At 66.8% G+C, this 26,180-nt stretch carries 23 protein-coding genes, 1 tRNA gene and 1 pseudogene; 9 read left to right on the forward strand and 16 right to left on the reverse strand.

The genetic code is table 11. The features are described from left to right. Positions 1 to 12 precede the first annotated feature (12 nt). The 6 genes from HUX88_RS02265 to HUX88_RS02290 form a co-directional block, all read right to left on the reverse strand. Positions 13 to 2,760 (reverse strand): DUF3857 domain-containing protein, encoded by a 2,748-nt coding sequence (locus HUX88_RS02265; protein WP_176360665.1) that lies wholly within the window; start codon positions 2,758 to 2,760, stop codon positions 13 to 15. 90 nt (positions 2,761 to 2,850) lie between these two features. Beyond that, positions 2,851 to 3,762 (reverse strand): dihydrodipicolinate synthase family protein, encoded by a 912-nt coding sequence (locus HUX88_RS02270; protein ID WP_117012000.1) that lies wholly within the window; start codon positions 3,760 to 3,762, stop codon positions 2,851 to 2,853. A 42-nt stretch (positions 3,763 to 3,804) separates the two neighbouring features. Continuing rightward, the gene (locus tag HUX88_RS02275; RefSeq protein WP_176360666.1) at positions 3,805 to 5,070 is read right to left on the reverse strand and encodes an FAD/NAD(P)-binding oxidoreductase; all 1,266 of its coding nucleotides are present in this window, start codon (positions 5,068 to 5,070) and stop codon (positions 3,805 to 3,807) included. Beyond that, a complete protein-coding gene (locus tag HUX88_RS02280) occupies positions 5,067 to 5,321 on the reverse strand; it encodes a 2Fe-2S iron-sulfur cluster-binding protein (protein ID WP_117011998.1) in 255 nt (84 codons plus the stop codon). Before HUX88_RS02280 ends, HUX88_RS02275 begins: the two co-directional genes overlap by 4 nt. Then, positions 5,314 to 6,420, reverse strand: a complete 1,107-nt coding sequence (locus HUX88_RS02285) for an FAD-dependent oxidoreductase (RefSeq protein ID WP_176360667.1) — start codon at positions 6,418 to 6,420, stop codon at positions 5,314 to 5,316. Before HUX88_RS02285 ends, HUX88_RS02280 begins: the two co-directional genes overlap by 8 nt. Continuing rightward, complete coding sequence (locus HUX88_RS02290) at positions 6,417 to 7,349, reverse strand: 4-hydroxyproline epimerase (protein ID WP_217916191.1); 933 nt, start codon at positions 7,347 to 7,349, stop codon at positions 6,417 to 6,419. The genes HUX88_RS02285 and HUX88_RS02290 overlap by 4 nt, the downstream gene beginning before the upstream one ends. 48 nt (positions 7,350 to 7,397) lie before the next feature. On the opposite strand from HUX88_RS02290, the gene HUX88_RS02295 reads away from it, so the two are divergent. After that, the gene (locus tag HUX88_RS02295; RefSeq protein WP_176360668.1) at positions 7,398 to 8,234 is read left to right on the forward strand and encodes an AraC family transcriptional regulator; all 837 of its coding nucleotides are present in this window, start codon (positions 7,398 to 7,400) and stop codon (positions 8,232 to 8,234) included. Positions 8,235 to 8,247: 13 nt separating this feature from the next. Here HUX88_RS02295 and HUX88_RS02300 read toward each other — a convergent pair whose 3' ends face one another. Further along, the gene (locus tag HUX88_RS02300) at positions 8,248 to 9,252 is read right to left on the reverse strand and encodes a YeiH family protein (protein ID WP_176360669.1); all 1,005 of its coding nucleotides are present in this window, start codon (positions 9,250 to 9,252) and stop codon (positions 8,248 to 8,250) included. A gap of 98 nt (positions 9,253 to 9,350) precedes the next feature. Here HUX88_RS02300 and HUX88_RS02305 point away from each other — a divergent pair, with 98 nt between their 5' ends. The 3 genes from HUX88_RS02305 to HUX88_RS02315 are packed head-to-tail and all read left to right on the forward strand — an operon-like array spanning position 9,351 to position 11,952. Further along, the gene (locus tag HUX88_RS02305; RefSeq protein WP_117011994.1) at positions 9,351 to 10,253 is read left to right on the forward strand and encodes a LysR family transcriptional regulator; all 903 of its coding nucleotides are present in this window, start codon (positions 9,351 to 9,353) and stop codon (positions 10,251 to 10,253) included. 33 nt (positions 10,254 to 10,286) lie between these two features. Further along, positions 10,287 to 11,540 (forward strand): molybdopterin-dependent oxidoreductase, encoded by a 1,254-nt coding sequence (locus HUX88_RS02310; protein ID WP_176360670.1) that lies wholly within the window; start codon positions 10,287 to 10,289, stop codon positions 11,538 to 11,540. A 10-nt stretch (positions 11,541 to 11,550) separates the two neighbouring features. Beyond that, the gene (locus HUX88_RS02315; RefSeq protein ID WP_229219156.1) at positions 11,551 to 11,952 is read left to right on the forward strand and encodes a cytochrome c; all 402 of its coding nucleotides are present in this window, start codon (positions 11,551 to 11,553) and stop codon (positions 11,950 to 11,952) included. Here the strand turns inward: HUX88_RS02315 and HUX88_RS33225 are convergent. The 3 genes and pseudogenes from HUX88_RS33225 to HUX88_RS02330 form a co-directional block, all read right to left on the reverse strand. Continuing rightward, positions 11,894 to 12,814 (reverse strand): purine nucleoside permease, encoded by a 921-nt coding sequence (locus HUX88_RS33225; protein WP_176360795.1) that lies wholly within the window; start codon positions 12,812 to 12,814, stop codon positions 11,894 to 11,896. The genes HUX88_RS02315 and HUX88_RS33225 overlap by 59 nt on opposite strands. Before the next feature lie 66 nt (positions 12,815 to 12,880). Further along, positions 12,881 to 13,891, reverse strand: a pseudogene (locus HUX88_RS33230) (purine nucleoside permease); the annotation flags it as partial. 158 nt (positions 13,892 to 14,049) lie between these two features. After that, positions 14,050 to 14,126, reverse strand: a tRNA-Met gene (locus tag HUX88_RS02330). A gap of 147 nt (positions 14,127 to 14,273) precedes the next feature. On the opposite strand from HUX88_RS02330, the gene HUX88_RS02335 reads away from it, so the two are divergent. Beyond that, entirely contained in the window at positions 14,274 to 14,678 is a 405-nt protein-coding gene (locus HUX88_RS02335) for a VOC family protein (RefSeq protein ID WP_176360671.1), read from the forward strand. Here the strand turns inward: HUX88_RS02335 and miaA are convergent. From miaA to HUX88_RS02350, 3 genes are read right to left on the reverse strand one after another with little or no spacing between them, the layout of a single operon-like run. Next, entirely contained in the window at positions 14,675 to 15,631 is a 957-nt protein-coding gene (miaA, locus tag HUX88_RS02340) for a tRNA (adenosine(37)-N6)-dimethylallyltransferase MiaA (RefSeq protein WP_176360672.1), read from the reverse strand. The genes HUX88_RS02335 and miaA overlap by 4 nt on opposite strands. A 1-nt stretch (position 15,632) precedes the next feature. Beyond that, complete coding sequence (gene mutL, locus HUX88_RS02345; RefSeq protein WP_176360673.1) at positions 15,633 to 17,591, reverse strand: DNA mismatch repair endonuclease MutL; 1,959 nt, start codon at positions 17,589 to 17,591, stop codon at positions 15,633 to 15,635. A 42-nt stretch (positions 17,592 to 17,633) separates the two neighbouring features. Continuing rightward, the gene (locus HUX88_RS02350; protein WP_176360674.1) at positions 17,634 to 18,557 is read right to left on the reverse strand and encodes a peptidylprolyl isomerase; all 924 of its coding nucleotides are present in this window, start codon (positions 18,555 to 18,557) and stop codon (positions 17,634 to 17,636) included. A gap of 136 nt (positions 18,558 to 18,693) precedes the next feature. On the opposite strand from HUX88_RS02350, the gene HUX88_RS02355 reads away from it, so the two are divergent. After that, positions 18,694 to 19,338, forward strand: a complete 645-nt coding sequence (locus HUX88_RS02355; RefSeq protein WP_117011986.1) for a VTT domain-containing protein — start codon at positions 18,694 to 18,696, stop codon at positions 19,336 to 19,338. 105 nt (positions 19,339 to 19,443) lie between these two features. After that, positions 19,444 to 20,469: a carbonic anhydrase gene (locus tag HUX88_RS02360; RefSeq protein WP_176360675.1), complete on the forward strand. Its 1,026-nt coding sequence runs from the start codon at positions 19,444 to 19,446 to the stop codon at positions 20,467 to 20,469. A gap of 7 nt (positions 20,470 to 20,476) precedes the next feature. Here the strand turns inward: HUX88_RS02360 and HUX88_RS02365 are convergent, their stop codons facing one another. The 3 genes from HUX88_RS02365 to tsaE are packed head-to-tail and all read right to left on the reverse strand — an operon-like array spanning position 20,477 to position 23,226. Then, positions 20,477 to 21,319, reverse strand: a complete 843-nt coding sequence (locus tag HUX88_RS02365) for a D-hexose-6-phosphate mutarotase (protein WP_176360676.1) — start codon at positions 21,317 to 21,319, stop codon at positions 20,477 to 20,479. 18 nt (positions 21,320 to 21,337) lie between these two features. Continuing rightward, positions 21,338 to 22,777: an N-acetylmuramoyl-L-alanine amidase gene (locus tag HUX88_RS02370; RefSeq protein WP_176360677.1), complete on the reverse strand. Its 1,440-nt coding sequence runs from the start codon at positions 22,775 to 22,777 to the stop codon at positions 21,338 to 21,340. Next, a complete protein-coding gene (tsaE, locus tag HUX88_RS02375) occupies positions 22,741 to 23,226 on the reverse strand; it encodes a tRNA (adenosine(37)-N6)-threonylcarbamoyltransferase complex ATPase subunit type 1 TsaE (protein ID WP_161097099.1) in 486 nt (161 codons plus the stop codon). The genes HUX88_RS02370 and tsaE overlap by 37 nt, the downstream gene beginning before the upstream one ends. A gap of 57 nt (positions 23,227 to 23,283) precedes the next feature. Here tsaE and queG point away from each other — a divergent pair, with 57 nt between their 5' ends. After that, positions 23,284 to 24,372 (forward strand): tRNA epoxyqueuosine(34) reductase QueG, encoded by a 1,089-nt coding sequence (gene queG, locus HUX88_RS02380; protein ID WP_117011981.1) that lies wholly within the window; start codon positions 23,284 to 23,286, stop codon positions 24,370 to 24,372. A 42-nt stretch (positions 24,373 to 24,414) separates the two neighbouring features. Then, complete coding sequence (locus tag HUX88_RS02385) at positions 24,415 to 26,166, forward strand: DUF885 family protein (RefSeq protein ID WP_176360678.1); 1,752 nt, start codon at positions 24,415 to 24,417, stop codon at positions 26,164 to 26,166. Positions 26,167 to 26,180: the final 14 nt, after the last annotated feature.

Here is a 26,180-nt window from a genome sequence, read left to right on the forward strand (position 1 = left end):
GGTAGGCCGAGTCTATTGCAGGCGCGCCAGTTCAAGGCGGGCCAGTTGGTGATAGGCGCTCTGCAGCGCCCCCTTGTCGACGGCGCGCTGGAAGTAGACGCGGGCGCGCAGCTTGTCCTGGGCCAGCAGATACGATTTGCCGGCGTAGAAATAGGCTTCCACCAGGCGCAGTTCCAGTCCGTTGGCGCCTTCGCGGCTGGCCAGGCGCAGCATCTGGTCCGGCGCCTGGCGCGACTGGAACATCTCCAGCGCTGCCGACAGCCAGGCTTCGTCCTGCGCTTGCTCGCCGCCGGCCTGGGCGACCTTGTCGGACGGCGCGCCAAGCATCGCTTGCCAGATCTGCGAGCGCACCTGGAGCAGCGGATTGTCGGCGGCCTTGCCGGCGCGTGACAGGTCGTTCAGCGCGTCGCGCTTGTTGCCGAGGTAAAGATCGGCCCAGCCTTTGCGCAGCCAGGTGGTGGTGTCGCCCGCGCCAAGCGCGATCGCGCGCGCGAAGTCGGCGCTGCTGTCCTTGAAGTTCCCCGCCGCGAAATTGACCTCGCCGCGGCACAGCAGGTTTTCCTGGCTATCGTTCTGCTGCACCGCCTTGGCGGCGTCCTTGAGCGCGTCGGCGTACTGGCCCAGCCAGGCGCGCGCGCGGGCCCGTTCGCACCAGGCGCCACCGGCATCCTGGCCGGTCAGCGCGGCGTCGGCCAGCACGCGGTTGGTGGCCTTGAGCGTGGCGTCGATGCGGGTTTGCACCTGCTCCTTGAAGTTCGGCGCGGCCGCCGCCTTGATGGTATTGGACCGTACATACAGGCTGCCCTGCAATTTGTCGCCCATCTTGCGGGCGGCGTCGACAAAGGCCACCATGTCCTGCGGCGCCACGCGGTCGGCGTTGATGTTCAGGCGCAGCCTGGCCTGGGCCACGCGGCCGCTGAACGACAGCACCTCGTTCAGCGTGAAGGCGCCGTTGTTGACGGCGCTCTGCGACGGATTGTAGTGGGCGTCGAACTGTTCCGGCAGCGTCACCGTGAAGTCGTAGTTGTGGACCGCTGGATAGGTCGGCACCGACAGCGGCAGTTCGCGCTTGGCCACATCCGGCACATAGAATTGCTCGACCATGTTGCTGGCCTTGTAGCGCATCAGCCAGCCCTGTTCATCCTTCTCGAAGAACTTGTTGATGCGATAGCGTACATCGACCGCCAGCCGGTTGTTCACCCGGTCGTCGCTGACCTGGGGCGCGGCCAGCATGCTGAAATCGGCGTAGCGCCGGCCCATGTAGGCCTCGTAGGCCTTGGCGATCTGCTGGGCGCTCATGCTGGCCAGCTGGACGCGCATGCCTTCCGCCTGCGCGCCGGCGAATTCGATGTGGGCCTTCAGTTCCACCGGCTGGTCCAGCGCCGTCACCGCCACTTGTTCGGTGCGCTGGTCGGTGTACAGCGCGGGATCGGCCGGCACCGGGATGCTCTCCAGCGCGTTGGTGTCCGGCGCGATCGCCAGCACCTGCGCGCCGCCGTGGACCTGGCCCATGCGGTCGAGCAGGCCGTATTGCCCGAGGCGGGTCGGATCGAAGTAATAGGTCTGGCCCTGCACGCGGGCACGCACGATGGCGTGGTCGAACAGCGTGGGGCTGGGCAGCATCTGGTCCAGGCCCTTTTTGAAGTAGGTCGACACCAGCACCGGCTGGGCGTCGATGCCCAGTTCGCGCAGCATGCTGACCATCAGCAGGGTCTTGTCCTTGCAGTCGCCGTAGCGGCGCTGCAGCACCTGCGCCGGCGGATAGGGCCGGTGCGAGTTCTCGCCCAGCGACAGCGACAGGTAACGGATATCGTTCTGCACGAATTCCAGCACCTTGGCCACCTTTTCCTGCGGCGTGGCGGCCTTGCGCGCGCCCTTCAGCGCCTCGGCGACGGCGGCACCGCCGGATGGCGCGTCGAACAGGTGCAGCGCCCACTGATTGACGTCGCTCCAGCGGTTGAATTCCGAGAACTGGATCCAGCGATAGGCCTGCACGTCGGACGGCACATAGGGTTCGCCCAGCAGGGCCGGCATGTCGCCCGTTTCAAAACGCAGGACGCGGCGGCCGTCGCGGATGATCTCGACCGGCTTGAGGGCGGCGCCCTGGCCGATGGTGCGGTGGTGGATGGTGCGCTGTTCCGGCATGTCGATGGAGATGCGGCGCAGGCCGACGGGGGCGGCGCTGTCCCAGGACGCGGCCTCGAAGAATTTTCCGCCGAAGACGGGATTCTGGCCGATCACCGAATAAGCCAGTTCCAGCGTATCGCCGACGCGCACGTCCTCGGTGACGATGGCCGCCGTGATGGTGCCAGAGTACAGGCCCTGATCGAGACTGGTCTCGCGTTGCAGGAAGCGGATGTCGGCGGTCTTCAGCTGGTCGATCACCTGGCCGCCGCGCAGGATGCGCAGGCTGTGGAGCTGCACGCGCTGGTAGTCCGGCTGGAAGCTGATTTCGTATTGACCTAGCGCAGAAAGGCTGGACGCTTCATTGGCGGTCAGCGCCCGGTGCGCGTAGACGGTGGGCTGGTCGGCGACATGGAACTGCACGTCCGCCAGGCGTATCGACAAAGGTCCGGCCTTGGCGGCGGTGGGGATAGTCCGCACCTGGTCGACCCATGCCGGCACGGCGTCGCCACGGGTGAAGGCGTTTTCCGCCACTTGCACGCTGCGGGGGGAGGCCGCGGCGGCCTGTTGCGCCGACGCGGGCGCGGCCAGTATCGAAGCCGACAGGCAGCAGGCCAAAAATAGACGAAAACGCATTGTTGCGGCGGAGGTTAGTTTCAATAGGGCAATTTTACCTTATAAAATGACTAACCTCCGCGATTGGGGGCGGGGAACCCCCGGATGGCGTTAGAACAGGGTGCTGACGTCCGGGCGGGTGGCCAGCGCCGCCTGGACCACGGCGGTGACGCGGGCGCGGTCGGCGCCCTGCAGCGGCTGGCGTGGACGGCGCACGTACTCGTTGCCGACGCCTGCCAGCGTTTCCACCAGCTTCAGGTTCTGTACCAGCTTGGTCGAGACGTCCAGGTGCATCAGCGGCATGAACCACTGGTACAGCTTGAGCGCTTCATCCCAGCGCTTGGCCTTCATCAGCTTGTACAGCGCCACGGTCTCTTTCGGGAAGGCCACGACCAGGCCGGCCAGCAGGCCGTCCGCGCCCACCGCCAGGCCTTCGAACGACAGGTCGTCCACGCCCATGAACAGCTGGTAGCGGTGGCCGACGGCGTTGCGCAGGTCGGTGATGCGGCGCACGTTGTCGGTCGATTCCTTGATCGCGACGATCCATTCGCAATCGGCCAGTTCCTTGAAGTCTTCCGGCGTCAGATCCACCTTGTACGAGACCGGATTGTTGTAGACCATGATCGGCAGCTGCGCCGCCTTGGCGATCACGCGCAGGTTGTCCATCGCCTCGCGCGAGTCGGCCGCGTACAGCACCGACGGCATCACCATCAGGCCCTGCACGCCCATCTCGTGCGCCTTCTCGGCGAAGCGGCAGGCGGTGGCGGTGCGCGTCTCGCTGACGTTGACCAGCACCGGCACGCGGCCGGCGGCGACGTTCAGCGCGGTCTTGGTGACGGCCAGCTTCTCGTCGAACGACAGCGTGCTGGCTTCACCCAGCGAGCCGCAGGTCAACAGCGCGTGCACGCCGCTGTCGATCTGGAAGTTGAAGTGCTTCTCCATTTCGGCGTGGTCGAGATCCTCGTTCTCCTTGAACTTGGTGGTTACTGCGGGGAAGACCCCTTCCCATTTTGCTGCTGCCATGCTGTTCTCCTTGTGATGAATCGTTGTGGTGAATCGTTTGGATCAATCGTCGATGATGCTGGCGATGCGGGCCGGCGAAATCGGCATGCGCACCGCGTCCGGCCGCCAGCCGTACAGTAGTTCGGTGGCGCCGCCGCAGATGCGTCCCTGGCACGGCCCCATGCCGCAGCGGGTTTGCAGCTTGGCGCTGCGCCAGCTGGTGTGCGTGCGCAGCTCGCTGTGGCAGACGTCTTCGCAGCGGCAGACGATGGTGTCGTCGCCGGCCAGCGTCAGCAGCTCCGGCCGCAGAGCGACGGCGCGCTCCAGCCTTGCCGCGAATTTTCTCCAGCGCGCGCGTTCGGCGTGCAGCTCCTGCGTGGCGGCCGGCTTGCCGCTGGCCGCCAGGCCGGCGATGCGGCCTTCCGCCAGCGCGAGGTCGACGCCGCCGACGCCGGTGCCTTCGCCGGCACAGTAGACGCCGGGCACGGAGGTCAGCTGCGCGTCGTCCACCCGCACGGCCGTTTGGCCGTTGTTCGATGTGGTGGCGCAGCCCAGTGCCAGCGCCAGTTCGACGTTGGGCAGCAGGCCGTAGCCGCAGGCCAGGTAGTCGCATTGCAGCGCTTCCAGCTCGCGCGCGCCGCCACGTTGTATCAGGATCGATTGCAGCGTGCCGTCGCCATGCGCCGAATGCACATAGCTGTCGCGCAGGTAGGGGATGCCGCTCAGCTGCGCCGCCAGTTGCAGCGCCTGCGTGATCTTGGACGGCGTCGCCAGCAGGCCGAATCCGAAGCGCGCCAATGCCGGCAAGGACGCCTGCTCGATGATGGCGGCGATCTCCGCGCCCCTGGCGCGCAGCGTCGCGGCCACCGCCAGCAGCAGCGGGCCGCTGCCCGCCACCACCACGCGCTTGCCCAGCAGCGGATAGCCGCCCTTGGCCAGGGCCTGCAGGCCGCCGGCGCCGGTCACGCCGGGCAGCGTCCAGCCGGGGAAGGGCAGCAGCCGCTCGCGCGCGCCGGTGGCCAGTATCAGTTTTTCGTAGTGCAGCGTGGCCGACGACGATGGCGTCTGCACCTGCAGCTGTCCCGGCTCCGGCGCGTACAGCACCCGCGTCTGCGGCAGGTAGGCGACGTTGGGGGCGGCGCGCAGGTCGCTCCACATTTTCAACGCGCGCGGGTCCTGCTGCTGCTCCGGGCCGCCGCGCCAGATCCGGCCGCCGGCCAGCGGATTGTCGTCGACCAGGCCGACCTGCGCGCCTTGCGCGGCGGCGGCATGCGCCGCCGCCAGTCCGGCCGGCCCCGCGCCGATCACCAGGATGTCGTAGCGGCTCATGGCCGGGACTCGCCGGTGATCACGCGCATGCCGTCGGCGCATAAAGTCTGGCATGACAGCTGGTGCATGCGGCCATCGATGGTGACGCGGCATTCCTGGCAGACGCCCATGCCGCACAAGGGCGCGCGCGCCGCGCCGCGCACCGAGCGCCGGGTGACGGCGCTGCCGGCCATGGCGATGGCCGCGGCCACGCTGACGCCTTGCGCCACGTGGATGTCATGGCCGTTGATGTTGAGGACCACGTCAGTCATTGAAACGCCCCGGCAGGTAGGGAGTGTAGGGGATGCGTGTGCTATCGCCGGTCATCTGCGCGGCCAGCAGCTGCGCCGTCGCCAGCGAGGTGGTGATGCCCAGGCCTTCATGTCCGGTCGCGAGCCACAGTCCGCGCCGCGCGGCGTGGGGGCCGATCAGCGGCATGCCGTCCGGCGTGGCGGCGCGCAGGCCGGTCCAGCAGCGCAGCACGTTCAGTTGCGCCAGGGCCGGCGTGAACGTGGCGGCATGGCGCAGCATGCGTTGCAGCATGGCCGGCTCCACCGCCAGGTCGATTGTGTCGAACTGGCGGGAGGAGCCGATCAATACTTGTCCGGTAGGACGGGGCTGCAAATTGAACGCGACCGAGTCGCCGCTGGCGGCGTGGGCGCTTTTGATGTATCCCAGTTCCACCAGCTGGTGGTGGACAAAGCCGGGATAGCGGTCTGTGATGGCGATGTGTCCCTTCTTCGGCTGCACCGGCAGTTCCGGCAGCAGCGCGGCCGAACGCGAACCGGCGGCCAGCACCACTTGCGGCGCCTGGTGGCGCGTGCCGTCGGCCAGCAGCACGCCGTTGTCTTCGATGGCGGCGACGCTGCCGAGCAGCGTGGTGGCGCCACGGCGGATCGCGCGGTCCAGCAGTATGCGCGCGCTCTTGGGCGGATAGACCAGGCCATCGCCGGGCACCAGCAGGCCGCCGGCCAGGCCGGTGCGCAGTTGCGGTTCGCGCGCATACAGCGCGGCGGGCGACAGCATTTCGCAGGCCAGGCCGTAGGCGCTCAGGGTGTCGGCCTTGGCGCGCGCCGCGTCCATTTCCTCTTCGTCGGCGGCCACCCAGATGGTGCCGCAGCGGCTGTATTCATGGCGCTGGGGCAGGTCGCCCACCAGTGAATTCCACAGCGAGACCGAATACGCCGACAGCGCCAGCTCCGCCGGGTTGTCGTCCATGACCACCAGATGGCCCATGCCGGCCGCGGTGGCGCCGCCGCCGGGCATGTCCTGTTCGATCACCATCACCCGCAGGCCGCGCTGGCTGAGCGCATCCGCGCAGGCTGCGCCGACGATGCCGGCGCCGATGACGATCACGTCTTGCTGGTTCACCGTATGCCCCAGACGAAAGGATCGGTCGGATCGAGGATCAGCTGCGCCTGCGAATTGACCCATGCGCGGCCGCGGATGCTGGGAATCAGCTGCTCGCCGCGATAGCGGTACGAGGCTTCGAACACGCTGCCGATCACGCTCTCCTGCTTCCACAGCGCGCCCTCGGCCAGCTTGCCGTCGGCCGCCAGGCAGGCCAGCTTGGCGCTGGTGCCGGTGCCGCAGGGCGAACGGTCGTAGGCCTTGCCGGGGCAGAGCACGAAGCTCTGGCTGTCGGCGCCGGTGCGCGATGGCGCGAACAATTCGATATGGTCGATCAGCGCGCCGCCGTCGCCGGTGATGCCGGCCCGTTCCAGCGCCGCGCCCACGGCCACGCTGTAGGCGGTCAGCGCCTCGACGTTGCCGACTCCCAGTTCCAGTCCATGACCGGAAACCAGGAAGAACCAGTTGCCGCCCCAGGCGACGTCGCCAGTGACCGGTCCGTGGCCGGGCACCTCGACCGTGACCTGGGCCTGGCTGCGGTAGGAGGCCACGTTGTCCACGGTGACGCTGCCGTCCGCGTGCAGCTCCGCCTCCACCACGCCCACCGGCGTATCGATGCGGTGGCGGCCGGCCCCGATGCGGCCCATGTAGGCCAGCGACGCGACCAGGCCGATGGTGCCGTGGCCGCACATGCCGAGGTAGCCGACGTTGTTGAAGAAGATGACGCCTGCCGCACAATCGGGGGCGTGCGGCTCGCACAGCAGCGCGCCGACCAGCACGTCCGAGCCGCGCGGCTCGCAGACCACGGCGGAGCGGAACGTGTCGTGCTGCCGTTTCAGCAGCGCGAGCCGCTCGCTGAGCGGTCCGTGGCCCAGTTCCGGGCCGCCGTCTATGACCAGGCGGGTCGGTTCGCCGCCGGTGTGGGAGTCGATGATGGAGATGTTTTTCATGCTCAAATCTTAGGCTTCCCGGGGCGCGCTGTCTTGCATCTCCTGCGCATGATCGATGACGAAATCTGCACAATGACGATAAAACAGGAGACGCCGCCCCGCGCCGCTGGCACAATCGCCTTCATGCATACAGAACTCCCTCACGACGACGCCCGCCGCGCCCTGGGCGCGGGCATCGCCGATCCCTTCTTTTCCGAAGCGCTGTTCGACGCGCTGCCGGACGTGGTTTTCTTCGTCAAGGACGTGGAGTGCCGCTACGTGGTGGTCAACCAGACCCTGGTCCAGCGTTGCGGCCAGCGGCACAAGGCGGCGCTGATCGGGCGCACGCCGGCCGAGGTGTTCGCCCGTCCGTTCGGGCAGACCTACCTGGCGCAGGACATGGCGGTGCTGGCCGGCGGTAACGATATCGAAGACCAGCTGGAACTGCACCTGTATCCCAACCGCGATCCCGGTTGGTGCCTGACGCGCAAGACCGCGCTGCGCGACGCCGAGGGCCGCATCGTCGGCCTGACCGGCGTCTCGCGCGACCTGGCGATGGCGGACAAGAAGAATCCCGCCTACCGCAAGGTGGCGGCGGCGGTGAACCTGATCCATCAGGAATACGGCCAGCCCTTGCAGCTGGCCGAGCTGGCGCGCACGGCGCACATGTCGGTGGCGCAGATCGAGCGCTACTTCCTGCGCATCTTCCACCTGACGCCGCGCCAGATGATCATCCAGACCCGGGTCGAAGCGGCGTCGCGCTTGTTGAAGGGGACGGCCAGCGTGGCCGAAATCGCCCAGGCCTGCGGCTACGGCGACCACTCCGCCTTCACCCGCCAGTTCAAGGCCACCACCGGCGTCACGCCGACGCAGTACCGGCAGGCGGTGGCGGGTAAGGGCGGCTAGACGGCGGCGGGTCTCAGGCGATACCCAACAGTTTGATCAGCGCAAAACTGACGGCGGCAAGGCCCAGCAAGGACAGCACGACCACCGCCGCGACCCGCCCGCCGGCGCGCAGCACGGCGCGTGCGTCCACGCCCAGCCCCAGCGCGGCCATCGACATGATGGTGAAGAAGTTGGCCGCCGCGTGCGCCGGCGCCAGCGCGGCCGCCGGTATCGCGCCGAAAGAGCGCAAGGCCAGCAACAGCAGGAAGCCGGCGATGAACCACGGCACCAGATGCGACAGCGCGGGCCGCGATGCGCCTTCGCGCGGCGCCAACAGCGACAGCGTCAGCACCACCGGACCAAGCATCAGCACCCGCACCAGCTTGACCAGCGTGCCGACATGCACGCTGCTGACGGCGACCGAACCGGTGGCGGCCAGCACCTGCGGCACCGCGTACACGGTCAGCCCGGCGAACACGCCGAACTGCACCGGCGAGAACGACAGCAGCGATACCATCAACGGCAGCACCAGCACCACGGCCACGCCCAGCACGGCGGTGAAGGCGATGGCGGCGGCGACATCCTGGCCGTCGGCGTCGATCACCGGCGCCACGGCGGCGATGGCGGAATTGCCGCAGATCGAATTGCCGCAGGCGATCAGGATCGCCATCTTGCGCGGCAGCCCGAAGGCGCGGCCGATGGCGAAACTGAGCGCGATCGCGATCGCCACCACAGCGGCGATCCCGCCGATCAAGCCGATGCCGTTCTCCAGCAGCGAGCGCGCGCTGACCGATGCGCCCAGCAGCACCACGGCGATTTCCAGCAGCAGCTTGGCGCCGACCTGGATGCCGGCCTCGAAGCGCTGCTCGATGCCCAGCAAGGTGCGGATGGCGGTGCCCAGCAGGATGGCCAGCACCAGGCTCTCCAGCCATGCGCGGCCCAGCACCGCGCTCTCCACGGCTTCCAGCGCGTAGGCGGAGGCGGTGACCACGCAGCATAGCGCCAGGCCGGGCAGGGCGTCTGTCATGGTTTTGTTCATTGCGTCATCCTTGAAGGTTCGATAAGAGCGATTATCAAGTCGACAGATCGTTGCGTCCATCTTACAATTTATGACGATTCATTCAATCAAATCGAACAATGACACTGGAACAATTACGCATCTTCGTGGAAGTCGCCGAGCGCCAGCACCTGACGCAGGCGGCGAGCGCGCTGGCGCTCACGCCGTCCGCCGTCAGCGCCTCCATCAAGGTGCTGGAGGAGCGCTATGGAACGCCGCTGTTCAACCGCGTCGGGCGGCGCATCGAAACCAGCGAGGCTGGCCGCATCTTCCTGGTGGAGGCGCGCCGCACGCTGGCCAGCGCCCGCGCCGCCGAACTGACGCTCGCCGAATTGGGCGGCATGAAGCGCGGCACGCTGACCATACAGGCCAGCCAGACCATCGCCAGCTACTGGCTGCCGCAGTTCCTGGTGCGCTTCCGCCAGGCCTGGCCGTCGATCACGCTCGACGTCGCGGTGGATAACACCCAGAACGTGGCGCAGGCCGTGGTGCAGGGCGTCGCCGACCTCGGGTTCGTGGAAGGCGCGATCGACGAGCCGGCGCTGCTGGCCGAGCCGGTGGCACAGGACCGCATGGTGGCGGTGGTCGCGCCGGATCATCCCTGGGCGGCCGGCAAGGCGCTGCGGCCGGCGCAGCTGCTGGCGGCCCAGTGGATATTGCGCGAGGAAGGCTCGGGCACCCGCTCCGCGTTCGAGGCGGCGCTGGCGGCGCGCGGCATCCCGGTGGACGCGCTGCAGGTCGCGCTGTCGCTGCCGTCGAACGAGGCGGTGCGCTCGGCCGTGATGGCGGGGCCGTTCGCCACCGTCGTGTCGGAGCTGGTGGTGGCCTCGCATTTGCAGGCGGGCTTGCTGGCCAAGGCGAACTTCAAGATGGCGGGGCGCGACTTCCTGATGCTGCGCCATCGGGAGCGTTACAAGAGCAAGGCCTCGATGGCGTTGGAACAGTTGATTCGGGAGACGCGCACCGATTTGTGGCAATATTGACGCCGTTATCATCACAACAATTCGGAGACCGGTATGGCGACTAAAGCGTTGGTATTGACAGCGGAGGCGCTGCGGCGCCGTTCCTTTTTGCGGCAGGCCGGCACGCTAGGCGCGACCGCCGCTTTCGGCAGTCCGGCGCTGGACGCCCTCGCGGCGGATGCAGGCCGCGTCACGCTGCCGTTCGAAAACGGCGAGCGCGAACTGGTCGCCTATCCGCAGAAGCGGCCGCTGATCCTGCTCACCGCCCGTCCGCCGCAGCTGGAAACGCCGTTCAGCGTCTTCAACGAATCGGCGATCACGCCCAACGACGCCTTCTTCGTGCGCTACCACTGGAGCGGCATCCCGACCTCCATCGATCCGCAGACGTATCGCCTGCGCGTGGGCGGCAACGTCAACACGCCGCTGGAGCTGTCGCTGTCCGACCTGCGGCAGATGGCCGATGCGACCGAGTTGGTCGCCGTGGTCCAATGCTCGGGCAACAGCCGTGGGCACTTCGAGCCGCGCGCCAATGGCGGCCAGCTGTCGAACGGCGCCATGGGCAACGTGCGCTGGACCGGCGTCCCGCTGCGCAAGGTGCTGGAGAAAGCCGGCGTGAAAGCCGGCTCGGTGCAGGTGGCCTTCAATGGCCTGGACACGCCGCCGCTCGGCGACGGCCCGGATTTCGTCAAGGCCCTCAACCTCGACCACGCGCTGGACGGCGAAGTGATGCTGGCCTGGCAGATGAACGGCGCCGACCTGCCGATGTTGAACGGCTATCCGCTGCGCCTGATCGTGCCCGGCTACTACGGCACCTACTGGGTCAAGCACCTGTCCGACATCACCGTGACCGACAAGGTGTTCGACGGCTTCTGGATGAGCACCGCGTACCGTATCCCGGACAACCAGTGCGCCTGCACCGAACCAGGCAAGGCACCAACCAAGACCGTGCCGATCAATCGCATGAACGTACGCTCCTTCATCACCAGCCTGGTCAACGGCGCGCACGTCAAGAGCGGGAAGCAGATCGTGGTGCGCGGCATCGCGTTCGACGGCGGCTATGGCGTCAACGAGGTGGCCTTCTCTGCGGACGGCGGCAAGACCTGGCAGGCCGCGCAACTGGGCAAGGACCTGGGTAAATATTCGTTCCGCGAATGGAGCGCGGCGTTCACGCCCAAGCAGAAGGGCAGCCACGAGCTGTTGGTGCGCGCGGTCAACCGCATCGGCCAGGGCCAGCCCGCCGGCGCCTTGTGGAACCCGCCCGGCTACATGCGCAATGTGGTCGAATCGACGCGCATCGTCGCCGTTTAAGGAGAGCCCCATGATGATCCGTTCCCTGCTTGCCGCCGGCCTGCTGACCGCCGCCCCCGCGTTCGCGCTCGACATTAACCTGCCGTCCGAAACCTCGCTGTTCAAACCGAGCACGCTGCCGGGTTATGCGCTGGTGCAGAACAACTGCATGCTGTGCCACTCGGTCCACTATATTCAATCGCAGCCGCCGGCATCGCCGCGCGCGTATTGGGAGGCCACGGTGAAGAAAATGAAGAAGCCATTCGGCGCCACTTTCGCGGACGCCGACATTCCCGACATGGTCGATTACCTGGTCAAGACCTATGGCGCCGAACGGCCGGCTGCGACAAAGCCCGCCGCCAGCAAATGTATGATCATTGACCCGGCACGCCGCGCTTCCACGCGGGCCAGTTGCCGACGATGTTCTGGATGACCGGGCGGGCGGTCAGCGCGAGATTGGCTGCGGCGGGCGCGAAGCCGCCTTGCTGCGTGTAGTTCAGCAGCACGTCGCTGCCGCTCTGTCCCGGATGCGGACGGTCGACGTCTGAGCCGGCGCGCAGGATCAGCACTCGCTTGAAATCCAACTTGCCGGCGGCCCCGCCGCGCCGCAGTACTTCGAGCGTCGAGTTGTCCTCCTGCTGCGCGGTGCAGTACCTGGCCTTGCCGTCGGTGAGCAGCGCGGACCAGGTCTCGGCGCGGCCGGCCAGCGCGGCGCCGCCGAACCAGGTGTCGGTCGATGCGGTGTCACAGCGCAGCACTGCGGGCGGCTGGTTGGCCGGAGCTGTGTCGAAGTTGGCCCGGTAGGCGATGGCGGCGGCGGAATCGCCAAGCGTGACGTTTTTGGAGAGCTGGTACGCGCGCGTCACCAGTTCGGGATTGAGCTGGAAGGATTCGGTCCGGTAGCTGAACGTGGGCTTGATATCCGGCGCGCTGGTGTGGATGCCGAAGTAGCCGCTCGCCCATTCCTGCGGCATTTCCCGCGCGTCGATCTCGTGCAGCAGCGAGAAGTCCACCGCGTAGTCGGCCCAGGCCGTCGAGCCGACGGTGCCCAGCTTGGGATTGATGCCCGCGATGCCCGCGATGATGAAATAGGTGTGGCGCAGGTCGAAGCCGCTGGCGTAGAGCAGGGCAGCGACGCTGGATGCCGCGTTGCTGTAGCCCATGTCGGTGGTGACCTGGCAGACGTCGTCGCGGTCGCAGCGCAGCGCCGGATAGCGTGCGGACAGCCCCGGCACCGGATGCTCGGTCGTCAGCCCCAGCTCGCTGATGAAGGGCGCCGCTTCGCCGGCGAACATGTTGATGATCACCACCTTCGGTGCGAAGGCCGGGCGCGGGGGCTCACGGTGCGCGGGCCGGGCCAGCGGCGCGCCACCCTTCCAGTCCGGCCAATGCTGGACGATGTCCTGCACCAGCGGGTGCGCCGTGCGATACAGGTTCTGCAGCGCCAGCGGAAAGCCGCCCGCATTGGTGGTCAGCGACGCCAGCGCCGTCTGGCCCGGATGCGGACGGTCGAAGTTGGACGCGGCGCGCAGCACCGCCACCCGCTGGGCATCGAGCAGCCCGGCTTCGGCGCCGCGCAGCAGGGCGGTGTAGGTCGCGTTGTCTTCCTGTGAGCTCATGCAGTAGCTGCCCTGCTGGTCGGTGAGCAGCGCGACCCAGTCCCGCGCGCGCTGGCCGAGCAGGTCGCCGTGGAACCAGTTATTCCCGGTCAGCGAATCGCATTGCGTCACTTGCGGCGCCAGGTTCGCGGGCGCGGACGGGTACTGGGCGCGGTAGGCCGCCGCTTCGGCGGAATCGGCCAGCGTCACGCCGCGCGACAGTTCCAGCGCCTTGTTCAGCAAGCCTTCATTGAGCCGGTACACCTCGGTGCCATAGCCCAGCGCAGGCTTCACGCCGGGCGCCTTGGCGCCGATGCCCAGATAGCCGGTCGACCAGCCGGCGGGGCGTTCGCGCGCGTCCACCTCCCAGGCCAGGTCCGAGTCCACCAGATAGCGCGACCACGCCGCCGTGCCGATCGTGCCCTGGGCCGGATCGACGCCGGCGACCCCGGCGACGATGAAGTAGCTTTGCCTGAGGTCGAACAAGCCGCTGTGCACCAGCGCCGCCACCGACGCGGCGGCGTTGGCCTTGCCCATGTCGGTCGTCAGCTGGCAGACGTCGTCCCGGTTGCAGCGCACCGCCGGATAGGTGGGCGACAGGCCCGGCACAGGAATGGCCTGGTCCAGCTTGAGCTTGTCGGTCCACACCGCCGCTTCTTGCGCGAACATGCCGATCAACAGGACTTTGACGGGGCGGGGAGCGGCGGTGGCCGGGCTGGCGAGCGCGGCGGCAAGCAGCAGGGCGGGAAGGCGATATGCGGAGGTCGTAATCATGGTCGGCGTGATCCTGTTGGGGAGTGGGCGAGAGCGCATGAATGACTATGCAAGAGGTATGCCATTGCGGCTGATCCGGTCCAGCCGCGCTCGAACGAGGTGCAGGTGCGGAAATGAAAAAGCCGCTGAACCTTGCGGGTCAGCGGCTTTCGAATTCTTGGTGGTGATAGGTGGACTTGAACCACCGACCCCAGCATTATGAATGCTGTGCTCTAACCAACTGAGCTATATCACCTGCAACGCCCAGCATTATGGGGGTTGGAGCCTAAGCTGTCAACGATGGTTCCGAAAATTTTTGAAAAATTTTGAATCGCGTCGCCAAAAGATAGTCAAATTGGTATGCTGTTTCGGTTGATGTGAGCATTTTTTTAACGGAGACAATATGGCGACCAATATCTTTGTGAACCTGCCCGTGCGCGACCTGGCCGCGTCGGTCAGGTTCTTCACGCATTTGGGCTACACCTTCAACCCGCAGTACACGGACGAGGGCGCCACGTGCATGATCGTGGCGGAGAATATCTTCGTCATGCTGCTGGTGGAGGAGCGCTTCAAGAGCTTCACGCCGAAGCCGATCTGCGATGCGCGCACGTCGACCGAGGTGCTGGTGTGCCTGCAAGTGGGATCGCGCGAGCAGGTCACGTCCATGGTCAACAAGGCCATCGAGGCCGGTGGCAGCGCCTACAAGGAGCCGCAGGACCACGGCTTCATGTACGGCCACGGCTACCAGGACCTGGACGGCCATTTGTGGGAAATTATTTATATGGATTCGGCGCCGCCGAAAACTTAGCCCAGCTTCTCCGCGATCCGCGCCAGCATCGCGCCGGCCGGGTCGGGACCCAGGCAGTCGAGCGTCACGCGCTCCGGCATGGAGCGCAGCCACGTCAACTGCCGCTTGGCCAGCTGGCGCGTGGCGATGATGCCGGTTTCGCGCATGGTCTTGTAGTCGATGGTGCCGTCCAGGTATTCCCACGCCTGCCGGTAGCCCACGCAGCGCATCGACGGCAGGCCGGGATGCAGGTCGCCACGGCGGCGCAGCACTTCCACTTCGGTGATCAGGTTACCGTCCGGGCCTTCCTCCAGCATGATGTCGAAGCGGCGCGCGATGCGCTCGTGCAGCACGGCGCGGTCCGAAGGCTCCAGCGCGAACGACAGCAGCTCGAACGGCAGCTCGGTCTTTTCCTTCAACGCCAGTAGTTCGGACATCGGCTTGCCGCTCAGGGTGCAGATCTCCAGCGCGCGCTGGATGCGCTGCGCGTCCGCCGGCGCCAGGCGGGCGGCGGTTTCGGGATCAAGCAATGCCAGCTTGGCGTGCATGGCCGGCCAGCCGACACGGGCCGCTTCGTCTTCCAGCTCGGCGCGCAAGGCCGGATCGGCGCCGGGCAGGTCGTCAAGGCCATCGGCCAGTCCCTTGAAGTACAACATGGTGCCGCCCACCAGCAGCGGCAGTTTGCCGCGTGCGACGATCTCGTCGACCAGCCGCAGCGTATCGTTGCGGAACTGGGCCACCGAGTAGGAGTCGAGCGGATCGATGATGTCGATCAGGTGGTGCGGCGCGGCGGCGCGTTCCTCGCGCGTGGGCTTGGCGGTGCCGATGTCCATGCCGCGATACACCAGCGCGGAATCGACCGAGATGATCTCCGACGGAATGCGCTGCGCGATCGCCAGCGCGGATGCGGTCTTGCCCGACGCCGTCGGCCCCATGATGGCGACCGCCAGCGGTTTTGAAACGATGGCGCTCATCTTATTGCCCGCGCAGGAACAGCTTGTCGAGCGCGCCGATTTCCACCTGCACCCAGGTCGGGCGGCCGTGGTTGCACTGGTCGGCGCGTTCGGTGGTTTCCATCTGGCGCAGCAGGGCGTTCATCTCCTGCGTCGACAGGATGCGGTTGGCGCGCACCGCCGTGTGGCATGCCAGTGTGCCCAGCAGCTCGTTCTGGCGCTCGATCAGCACCCGCGAGCCGCCGAACTCGCGCACGTCGCGCAGCACGTCGCGCGCCAGCGTCTGGGCGTCGGCATTTTTCAGCAGCACCGGCACCGAGCGCACCGCCAGCGTGGTCGGCGACAGTGTGGCGATGTCGAAGCCCAGTGCCTGCAAGGTCTCCTGGTGTTCGGAGGCGGTGGCCACTTCCACCGTGTCGGCGTAGAAGGTGACGGGGATCAGCAACGGTTGCACCTGCATCTCTTCGCCGGCGACGCGGCTGTCCAGGGCGTTCTTCAGTTGTTCGTACAGGATGCGTTCGTGCGCGGCGTGCATGTCGACCAGCACCAGGCCCTTGGCGTTCTGCGCCAGGATGTAGATGCCGTGCAGTTGCGCCAGCGCGAAGCCGAGCGGGAATTCTTCCTGCGCCATCGCGGCCGCGGAGACGGTGAACGGGCTGGCCTGCGGCAGCGCCATGTCCGATTCGGCGCGGTAGCCGGTGACGGGGCCGGAGCCGCCGAACAGGGCGCCGTATTTTTCCGTGCTCTGGGCGACGCCGCCTTCGCTGCCGCCGAAGCGCGGCACGCCGAAGCCTGCGCCGTTTGAACCGCCTGCGCCGCCATCACGCGACCCGAATGGCGACGGCGAGAACGTCGGCGCGTAATCAGGCGCCAGCAGCGGCCCGAATGAAGTCTGCTCGCCGCGCCAGGTGGAGCTGCCCAGGCTTTCGGCCGCCGGCAGCGGCGACGGCACGCTGCCGTGCGACGTGGCCGAGGTCTGCGCCAGCGCGCGCTGCACCGCGTGGAACACAAACTGGTGCACCGCCCGGCTGTCGCGGAAGCGCACTTCGATCTTGGACGGATGGACGTTGACGTCCACCAGCGATGGATCGAGATCGAGCGCCAGCACATAGGAAGGGAAGCGGTCGCCGTGCAGCACGTCCTGGTAGGCCGCCTTGACGGCGTGGACCAGCACCTTGTCGCGCACGAAGCGGCCGTTCACGTAGAAGAACTGGCCGTCGGCGCGCGCCTTGGAGGCGGTGGGCAGGCCGGTGTAGCCGTGCAGGCGCAGCGGGCCGGCGCTTTCGTCGATCGGCAGGCGCGCCTCGGCGAAGCCTTCGCCGAGGATGTGGGCGCTGCGCTTGGCCATCTCGCTGACGTTCCAGTGGTCGATGGTGCGGCCGTTGTGGCTCAGCGAGAACGACACGTCCGGCCGCGCCAGCGCGATGCGGCGCACGACTTCGGCGCAGTGGCCGAATTCGGTCTGCTCGGATTTGAGGAACTTGCGGCGCGCCGGCGTGTTGAAGTACAGGTCCTGCACGTCGACCGTGGTGCCCTGGGCGCCGGACGACGGCGCCACCGCGCCGTTGTGCGAGCCGACGATTTCCCAAGCATGGGCGGCGTCGGCGGTGCGCGAGGTCAGGGTGACGGCGGCCACCGAGGCGATCGAGGCCAGCGCCTCGCCACGGAAGCCCAGCGTGCCGACGTTTTCCAGGTCGTCCAGCGAGGCGATCTTGGAGGTGGCGTGGCGCGCCAGCGCGAGCGGCATCTGCTCGGGCGGGATGCCACGGCCATTGTCGGTGATGGCGATGCGTTTGACGCCGCCCTCCTCCAGCCGCACGGTGATCTGCGTGGCGCCCGCGTCGAGCGCGTTCTCCAGCAGCTCCTTGACCACGGCGGACGGCCGTTCGACCACCTCGCCGGCGGCGATCTGCGAAATCAGCTGGTCGGGGAGGGCCTGGATGGGGCGGGGCGTGCGGGGGGAGGTGTCGGGCGCGTTCATCACGAGATTATAACTGCTCGCCGCGCCCGGTCCTCGCCGGGATTACTCCTTCGGATGCTCGCGCACCGGCATCGGCGCGTTGCACAGCTCAACGTAGTGCGGCGTGAACTTGTTCCATGGGCCGCCACGGTTGCGCGCCGCGTCCACCACGTCCTTGTAGATAGGCGCCTCGCTGCGCATCACCTCCAGGTGGCTGCGTTCGGCCTCCGGCACGTCCGCCTCCAGCCGCACCGATTTGATCGGCAGGCGGGTGTCCTTGGCGCCGTAGAAGCCCATGTTCTCGCTGCCGCGCGGCAGGACGGACAGCAGCGGCATGCCCGACACCACCCGGCCCACCGCCGTGATATTGCGGTCCAGGTGGCGCGGCGCGTGGCCGGTGATGGCATACAGCTCGGCGCCGTTGCCGCTGTCGGTGTCGTTGTCGCGGCCCACGCCCACCGTGGCGTAGCAGTGCGCCAGCCAGGTGGTCTTGGCCTTGGGATCGCGCCCGACCGGGAAACCGTTCGAATGGCCGATCTGCGGCGCGTAGCCGTCCAGGTCCGGCTGGCGCACGAAGTGCTTGTCGTTCGCCATCGGCACGGTGAACTCGCCCACCACCTTGGCCTTGGCCGATCCCAGCGATTTCGGCGTGGTCTCGGCGTTCGGGTCGCCCCATTGCGCCACGTAGTTGTCCTGCGAGCGCAGCATGGCCAGGCCGTCGAAATACTGTTCCTTGACCATGGTCTTGATATTGGCGATGTTCTGTGGCGCGAACTCCGGCGCCAGTTCGATCACCACGCGGCCGGTGGGCAGCTCCATGTACAAGGTGTTGTTCGGGTCCAGCGGCCGCCAGTCGGACGGCTTGGACTGCTTGACGAGGTCGGCGACGCTGGGCCTGACCGGCAGGTCGGCGGCGTGCGCAAGGGAGGCCAGGCTGATCGCCAGGACGGAGAGGGGAAGGGCGCGGAACGGGTGGGTCTGGGACATCCAATATCTCCTAGGTTGGTCGCGTCCGCTTGCTGCGGGCGCTCGGACGATTGTAAACTGCTTGGCCGAGTCTGGAAACTTCCGCCGAAGGGGCACGGGTGGTGTATGATTCCGGCGCAGACTTTATGGGAAGAATATGGATTTTATGCAATTTTTTGACATGATCCTTCATGTCGACAAGACACTGGAAGTATTGATTCAGCAATACGGAACCTTGGTCTACGCCGTGCTGTTCGCGATCATTTTTTGCGAAACCGGGCTGGTGGTCCTGTTCTTCTTCCCAGGCGACACGCTGCTGTTCATCGCCGGCGCCCTGTGCGCGCTGGGCGAAATGAATTTGTTCCTGCTGATGCTGCTGCTGATTACGGCGGCGGTCTCCGGCAACACGCTCAACTACTGGATAGGCGAGGCCATCGGGCAGCGCGTGTTCACGCATGATTACCGATGGCTCAACAAGGATGCGCTGCGCCGCACCCACGAGTTCTTCGAAAAACACGGCGGCAAGACCATCGTGCTGGCGCGCTTCGTGCCGGTGGTGCGTACCTTCGCGCCGTTCGTGGCCGGCGTGTCGGACATGACCCATGCCCGCTTCCAGATGTACAACATCACCGGCGCCGTGCTGTGGGTGGCGCTGCTGACCACGGCCGGCTACTTCTTCGGCAACATCGCCATCGTCCGCGAGCACCTGACCGAGATCGTGCTGTTCGGCGTCGGCATCGCCGTGGTGCCGATGGCGCTGGGCGGCATGTGGAAGCTGTCGCGCCGCATGCTGGGCCGCTGAGCCCGATGTTTCATAAATAAATTCCTTCCGAAAGGCCGGCGCCGCTCAAGTTTTGCCCAAATGCATCCGTATACCAGTATGTAATTCTTTTCTTTCTGGATACACATGCGTACTCTGCTCACCCTGATTGCCTGCTGCTGCGTCCTCGCGACCGCCAGCGCCGCAAACGATCCGCTGATTTCGCCCTCGACGAAATCCTCGGTGGGTGGGAGCACGGGCTCGATCGCGTCCATCCGTCCGAGCAATCCCGGTTCCGCCAGCGCCTCCGCTTCCGGCGCGTCGTCCGCGCCGCGCAAGCTCACCGAGCGTGAGCGCGAGGCCGAGGCGGAATCCGACCTGTCGGCCAAGATCGCGGCCCGCCTGGCCATCATGCGCGCCAACCAGCAGGCGCGCGTCGCCGCCGCCGCCCGTGCCAAGAAAGTGGCCGCCGCCGCGCCGGTCGTGCCCAAGGTGTACAGCAACCACTGGTCGTACGAGGGCGAGGACGGCCCGGCCAACTGGGGCAAGATCAATCCCGAATGGGCCAAGTGCAGCACCGGCAACCGCCAGTCGCCGATCGATATCCGCGACGGCATGAAGGTGGAGCTGGAGCAGATCACCTTCGACTACCATCCCTCTTCGTTCAACGTGACCGACAACGGCCACACCGTGCAGGTCATGGTCGGCAGCGGCAATTTCATCACGGTGAACAACCGCATGTATGAGCTGATCCAGTTCCACTTCCACCGGCCGTCGGAGGAGCGCATCAACGGCAAGGGTTATGAGATGGTCGTGCACCTGGTGCACAAGGATGGCGAGGGCAAATTGGCCGTGCTGGCGCTGCTGCTGGAGCGCGGCAAGCCGCAGCCGGTGATCCAGACGGTGTGGAACAACCTGCCGCTGGAGAAGCTCGAAACGATGGCGCCATCGACCGTGCTCGATCCGCTGGACCTGATCCCGGCGCGCCGCGACTACTTCACGTTTATGGGGTCGCTCACCACGCCACCCTGCAGCGAGGGCGTGCTGTGGCTGGTGATGAAGGAGCCGGTGCAGGCCTCGCCGGCGCAGATGGCGCTGTTCAGCCGTCTCTATCCGCTCAACGCGCGGCCTATCCAGCCGGGCTCCGGCCGCATCGTCAAAGAGTCGAACTAAATCCGAATTAATCGGCCGCGATGCGGTGCTTGCCGGTCCACGTGGCGCCGGCCGCCAACGGGCGCTGGTCGGCGCACGCCGGCTCGATGCAGACGAAGCGCAGGTATTCGTCGTCCGCCAGGTCCACCAGCGCCCTGGCGTCGTCCTGGCCCGGATTCCACACCACCCAGTTGTCGAAACCTTGCTGCTCCAGGCGCAGCGTGGCGTTGGCCGTGTTCAGCGTCAGCGTCGGCGTGGACTGGTACAGGCGGTCGAGCTTCTCGGTGAAGTGCAGCGCCGGATGCTCCTGCTTCAGCGTCTCGTTGTGATGGTCGGTGCAGCGCATGTGCTGCAGGCCGCTGATGCTGGTCGCATCCAGTTGGCCGACGTCGTAGTAGGTGTGCAGCGCGAGGCCGAACGGGAACTCCTGCGCGCCGCTGTTATGCACCGTGAATTGCGCATCGAGCGCGTCGCCGTGCAGCGTGAAGCGCAGCGTCAGCTCAAAGGCGTGCGGCCAGGCTTGCGCGTGTTCGGGCGCCAGGTCGTTTTGATCGAGGCCGAATTCGAGGAAGGACTGGCCGCCGTCGCCGCCGCTGCCGGTCAGGCGCCAGGTGCTGACGCGGGCGAAGCCGTGGCGCAGGCCGGGGCCGCGCACATTAAACTGCGGGAAGATCACCGGCACGCCGCCGCGTATGGCCTTGCTGCCGTCCAGCGGCGTCTGCGCGCTGACGAATAGGCGCTCCCTGCCGTCGCCCGTCTTCCATGACAGCAGGTGGGCGCCGAACAGCGACACCGTCGCCTGGCTGCCGTCGGCCGCTGTGATTTGTACTGCTGGCAGTGCGCCGTATTCCGTATTGATTACTACAGCCATGTCTCGTCCGTTTTAGTTTTAAGTCAGCCGGTTCTTTGCCAGCGGTGGGTTCTTCGCGAAATAGTGCCGGATGCCCTTGACGATGGCGTCGGCCAATTGGTTCTGGTAGCCGTCGTCGAGCAGCTTGGCTTCCTCCTCCGGGTTGGAGATGAAGGCGGTCTCGATCAGGATCGACGGAATGTCCGGCGCCTTCAGCACCGCGAAGCCGGCCTGCTCGACCGAGCCTTTGTGCAGGCGGTTGATGCCGCCGATCTCGCCCAGCACCGACTTGCCCAGCTTGAGCGAATCGTTGATCTGCGCCGTGGTCGACAGGTCCAGCAGCACGCTGGCCAGTTGCCGGTCGTGGTTCTTGACGTTGACGCCGCCGATGGTGTCGGCCAAGTTCTCCTTGTCCGCCAGCCAGCGCGCCGCCGAGGAGCTGGCGCCTTTTTCCGACAGCACGAACACCGACGAGCCGCGCGCGGTGGACTGCACGAAGGCGTCGGCGTGGATGGACACGAACAGGTCGGCCTGCACCTTGCGCGCCTTGTCGACGCGCGTGCCCAAGGGGACGAAGTAGTCGGCGTCGCGCGTGAGCATCACGCGCATGTTGGGGAATTCCTCGATCTTGGTCTTCAGGCGCTTGGCGATGGCCAGCACGATGTCCTTTTCGCGGCTGCCGTTCTTGCCGGAGGCACCGGGGTCTTCGCCGCCGTGGCCGGGGTCTAGCACCACGGTCAGCATGCGTATCAGCTTGCCGTTCTTGTCGGTTTTTTCGCTGGCGCGGACTTGCGCTTCGGCGGTTTTCAGCTCGTTGCGCAGCTCCGTGCGCGGATCGGCTTTGGATGCATCCGGCGGCGTTTGCGGTGCGTTGGCGAGGGCTTCGGCTTCGGCGGGCTTCAGCGGCGGCATGTCGCCCTTGGGCGCGCTGCCGGTTGCGGCCGCGCTGGACGGCGGCGTTTTGCCGTCGCCCGACCAGTCGCCTTTTTCGATCATCGCGGCGATCGGGTCGACCGGCTTGACCGGGTACAGGTCGAAGATCAGGCGGTGCTTGTAGTTGCCGGCCGGGGCCAGCGTGAACACCTGCGGCGTGATTTCTTCTTTTAAGTCGAACACCAGGCGTACCACGTTGGGCCGGTTCTGGCCCACGCGCACCTGCTTGATGTACGGGTCGTTGGACTGGATCTTGGCGACCAGGCTTTTGAGCGTCGGGTTCAGCTCCAGGCCTTCGATGTCGACCACCATGCGCTCCGGGTCCTTGACGATGAAGTGGGTGGCCTTGAGCGCGGCGTCGTTTTCCAGCGTGACGCGGGTGTAGTCCTCCGCCGGCCAGACCCGCACCGCCAGGATCTGCGCGGCGTAGGCGCGCACCGGCGCCAGCACGGACAGCAGCAGCGTGGAGCCGGCCTTGAGGACGGTACGGCGCGTAACAGCCTTGCTGTTTACATGTTGGGGGCGAATTTGAGGCGTTGAAGGCATGAGTTACCCAGTGCGGTGGTCGCCTGCAATTCTACATCACGGCCGTCCCCGGCCACGGTCAGAAACAGGTTGATATCGGCGGCAGGCAGCACGCGGTCGGCCTTTTCGGGCCATTCGACGATGCAGATGTTGTCGCCATTGAAGTCTTCACGGAAGCCGGCGTCGAGGAATTCCTCCGGGCTGCCCATGCGGTACAGGTCGAAATGGATCACGCTGACGCTGCGGCCGTCGAGCTGGATCGCGTACGGTTCGGACAAGGTGTAGGTCGGGCTCTTGACCGTGCCCACGTGGCCGGCCGCGTGCAGCAGGGCGCGGGTGAGGGCGGTCTTGCCGGCCCCCAGGTCGCCGTGCAGGTAGATCACCAGGCCGGGCGCCAGGGCGCGCGCCAGGGCCGTGCCCAGGGCGGCGGTGCCGGCTTCGTCATGGAGATGGGCTTGGAAGTGCTGCATCAATTAGAATGTCGTGTTGGTTGGATCGCCAGCCATTGTAACCGCCACCTGCCACCGATGTCCCTGCCAGTAACCAATTTAGCCCAACTTGCCCTCAGCATCAAGCGCTGGGGTGTGGAGCTTGGCTTCGCCGAAATCCGCATCACCGACATCGACCTCAGTCACGCCGAGGCGGGCCTGCAGGCGTGGCTGGACGCAGGCATGCATGGCGAAATGGACTACATGGCCACCCACGGCATGATGCGCGCCCGTCCGGCCGAGCTGGTGCCGGGCACGGTGCGGGTGATCAGCGCCCGCATGGACTATCTGCCGAGGGACACGGAAAACGATTGGCGCGAGCGGGAGGCGGCCCGTCTGGCCGATCCCGGCGCCGCCGTGATCTCGGTCTATGCGCGCGGCAGGGACTATCACAAGGTGCTGCGCGCGCGGCTGCAGCAGCTGGCCGACAAGGTGAAGGCGGAAATCGGGGAATTCGGCTACCGCGTGTTCACCGACTCGGCGCCGGTCATGGAGCTGCCGCTGGCCGAGAAGGCCGGTCTGGGATGGCGCGGCAAGCACACCTTGCTGCTGTCGCGCACCGCCGGGTCGATGTTCTTCATGGGCGAGTTCCTGGTCGATTTGCCGCTGCCGGTGGACGAGCCGACCGGCCGGCATTGCGGCCAGTGCTCGGCGTGCATCGACGTCTGCCCGACCCAGGCCATCCTCGGGCCGGGCAAGCTGGATGCGCGGCGCTGCATATCCTACCTGACCATCGAATTGAAAAGCGCGATCCCACTGGAGATGCGGCCGTTGATCGGCAACCGCGTCTACGGCTGCGACGACTGCCAGACCGCCTGCCCGTGGAACAAGTTCGCTCAGCGCGCGGTGCTGCCGGACTTCGACGAGCGCCATGGCTTGGGCAGTGCTTCGATGGTGGAATTGTTCGCGTGGACCGAGGAGGAATTCAACCGCAAGATGGAGGGCAGCCCGATACGCCGCATCGGCCATGAGCGCTGGCTGCGCAATATCGCGGTCGGCCTGGGCAACGCGGCGGCGGCCGGCGCCAAGGGCGATGCGGCCATCGTGGCCGCGCTGATGGCGCGCCGCGAGCACCCGTCGGCGCTGGTGCGCGAGCATGTCGAATGGGCGATCGCCCGTCACGCCTGAACTGCGCTACACTCGGGCGTTTCGATTATCAGGCCCGGGTCCATGCTTACTTCAACCAGATTCATCTCGCTGCTTGCGGGCGCATCCTTCACGCTGGCCGCGCATGGCGCGAGCTTCGACGACTGGGCCGACAAGGTGGCCAACGCCAAGGTGCGCAACGATCCCGAACAGGCCACGCTGAAGCAGTACTTCAGCGGCAAGGAGCAGGACCGGTTGGATCGCAAGCTGACGCCCAACACCATCGTCTACCGCGCCGGTGAAGTAGCCGCCGCCAAGACCGCGCTGGCGCAGCTGGCGAGGATCGACAAGCAGACGCTCACGCCGCAGCAGCGCGCCAGCGCCGCCAGCATCGCCTGGAATCTGCAGGGCGCGGTGGATGCGTGGCCGTATGCGGACTATAACTTCGTGTTCAACCAGTTCGGCGGGTTGCATGTGCAGCTGGTGAACTTCCTGACGCAGGCGCACCCGATCCGCAACCAGCGCGACGTGGAGAACTATCTGGTGCGCTTGAAGGCGGTGGCCGGCAAGATGGACACCGGCATCCTGCAGGCGCGCGGCCTGGGCGCGCGTGGCATCCTGATGCCGACCTTCCTGACGCAGTCCTCGATCGGGCAATTGGATCGCTTCCTCGACGGTGGGCCGGAGAACAACGTGTTCGTCGCTACGCTGAAGCAGCGCATGGGCGGCTTGAAGGATGTGACGCCGGAACAGCAGGCCAGGTTCGCGGCGGCGGCCGAGGACATCGTCAAGCGCTCGGTCATTCCCGTGTTCCAGCGCGCCCGCGCGATGCTGCAGGAGCAGCTGCCGCGCACCACCGACGATGCCGGCCTGTGGCGCCTGCCCAATGGCGGCAAGGCCTATGCGCTGCTGCTCAAGCAGATGACCTCCAGCGATTACACGCCGGAGCAGATCCACAACATCGGCCTGCGCGAAGTGGCGCGCATCGAGAAGGAGATGGATGGCTTGCTGGCGTCGTTGGGCTACATCGACGGCAGCATCAAGCAGCGCATGGCGCAGCTGGAGAAGGACTCGCAGCCGAAGGAAGCCGATCCGCGTCCGGCGCTGCTGGCCCGCTACGACAGCGTGCTGCGCGACGCCGAGGCGCGCGCGAAGGAGCTCTTCGATGTCACGCCGAAAGCGCCGGTGGTGGTCAAGCGCGAGCCGCCGTTCACCGAGAAGACGGCGGCGGCGCATTACACCGGGCCGGCCAAGGATGGCACGCGGCCGGGCATCTTCTGGGCGCCGATGCCGGGGCCTGAGTTCCGCATCGTCGGCATGCGCACGCTGGTGTATCACGAAGGCGTGCCGGGGCACCACTTCCAAGTCGCGCTGCAGCAGGAGAACGACAAGCTGCCGCGCTACCGGCGCGACCGCGTGTTCGCGGTCGGCTCGGCGTATGGCGAGGGCTGGGCGCTGTACGCGGAGCAGCTGGCGGCGGAGAACAACTGGTACGAGGGCGATGTGGTGGGCCATCTGGGGCAGCTGGATGCGGAGCTGTTCCGCGCACGGCGGCTGGTGGTGGACACGGGCCTGCACGCGATGAAGTGGACGCGCCAGCAGGGCATCGACTACGGCATCCCTGCGGCGGAAGTGGAGCGCTACGTTGCCATGCCTGGGCAGGCGTGCGCCTACAAGATCGGCATGATGCGCATCCTCGACCTGCGCGCCAAGGCGCAGAAAGCGCTGGGCGACAAGTTCTCGATCAAAGCCTTCCACAACGTGGTGCTGGAGACCGGCAACGTGCCGCTACCGGTGCTGGAGCAAGTCGTGGACGAGTGGATCGCCAAGCAATAAAACAATGGGGTCAA

This window comes from Duganella sp. BJB1802, from assembly GCF_013369445.1.
Lineage (GTDB): Bacteria > Pseudomonadota > Gammaproteobacteria > Burkholderiales > Burkholderiaceae_D > Rugamonas > Rugamonas vulcania_A.

Coding starts and splice junctions, on each gene's coding strand:
- HUX88_RS02265 (WP_176360665.1), bottom strand. CDS start 2,760: ATGCGTTTTCGTCTATTTTTGGCCTGCTGCCTGTCGGCTTCGATACTG.
- HUX88_RS02270 (WP_117012000.1), bottom strand. CDS start 3,762: ATGGCAGCAGCAAAATGGGAAGGGGTCTTCCCCGCAGTAACCACCAAG.
- HUX88_RS02275 (WP_176360666.1), bottom strand. CDS start 5,070: ATGAGCCGCTACGACATCCTGGTGATCGGCGCGGGGCCGGCCGGACTG.
- HUX88_RS02280 (WP_117011998.1), bottom strand. CDS start 5,321: ATGACTGACGTGGTCCTCAACATCAACGGCCATGACATCCACGTGGCG.
- HUX88_RS02290 (WP_217916191.1), bottom strand. CDS start 7,349: ATGAAAAACATCTCCATCATCGACTCCCACACCGGCGGCGAACCGACC.
- HUX88_RS02295 (WP_176360668.1), top strand. CDS start 7,398: ATGATCGATGACGAAATCTGCACAATGACGATAAAACAGGAGACGCCG.
- HUX88_RS02300 (WP_176360669.1), bottom strand. CDS start 9,252: ATGAACAAAACCATGACAGACGCCCTGCCCGGCCTGGCGCTATGCTGC.
- HUX88_RS02305 (WP_117011994.1), top strand. CDS start 9,351: ATGACACTGGAACAATTACGCATCTTCGTGGAAGTCGCCGAGCGCCAG.
- HUX88_RS02310 (WP_176360670.1), top strand. CDS start 10,287: ATGGCGACTAAAGCGTTGGTATTGACAGCGGAGGCGCTGCGGCGCCGT.
- HUX88_RS02315 (WP_229219156.1), top strand. CDS start 11,551: ATGATGATCCGTTCCCTGCTTGCCGCCGGCCTGCTGACCGCCGCCCCC.
- HUX88_RS33225 (WP_176360795.1), bottom strand. CDS start 12,814: ATGTTCGCCGGCGAAGCGGCGCCCTTCATCAGCGAGCTGGGGCTGACG.
- HUX88_RS02335 (WP_176360671.1), top strand. CDS start 14,274: ATGGCGACCAATATCTTTGTGAACCTGCCCGTGCGCGACCTGGCCGCG.
- miaA (WP_176360672.1), bottom strand. CDS start 15,631: ATGAGCGCCATCGTTTCAAAACCGCTGGCGGTCGCCATCATGGGGCCG.
- mutL (WP_176360673.1), bottom strand. CDS start 17,591: ATGAACGCGCCCGACACCTCCCCCCGCACGCCCCGCCCCATCCAGGCC.
- HUX88_RS02350 (WP_176360674.1), bottom strand. CDS start 18,557: ATGTCCCAGACCCACCCGTTCCGCGCCCTTCCCCTCTCCGTCCTGGCG.
- HUX88_RS02355 (WP_117011986.1), top strand. CDS start 18,694: ATGGATTTTATGCAATTTTTTGACATGATCCTTCATGTCGACAAGACA.
- HUX88_RS02360 (WP_176360675.1), top strand. CDS start 19,444: ATGCGTACTCTGCTCACCCTGATTGCCTGCTGCTGCGTCCTCGCGACC.
- HUX88_RS02365 (WP_176360676.1), bottom strand. CDS start 21,319: ATGGCTGTAGTAATCAATACGGAATACGGCGCACTGCCAGCAGTACAA.
- HUX88_RS02370 (WP_176360677.1), bottom strand. CDS start 22,777: ATGCCTTCAACGCCTCAAATTCGCCCCCAACATGTAAACAGCAAGGCT.
- tsaE (WP_161097099.1), bottom strand. CDS start 23,226: ATGCAGCACTTCCAAGCCCATCTCCATGACGAAGCCGGCACCGCCGCC.
- queG (WP_117011981.1), top strand. CDS start 23,284: ATGTCCCTGCCAGTAACCAATTTAGCCCAACTTGCCCTCAGCATCAAG.
- HUX88_RS02385 (WP_176360678.1), top strand. CDS start 24,415: ATGCTTACTTCAACCAGATTCATCTCGCTGCTTGCGGGCGCATCCTTC.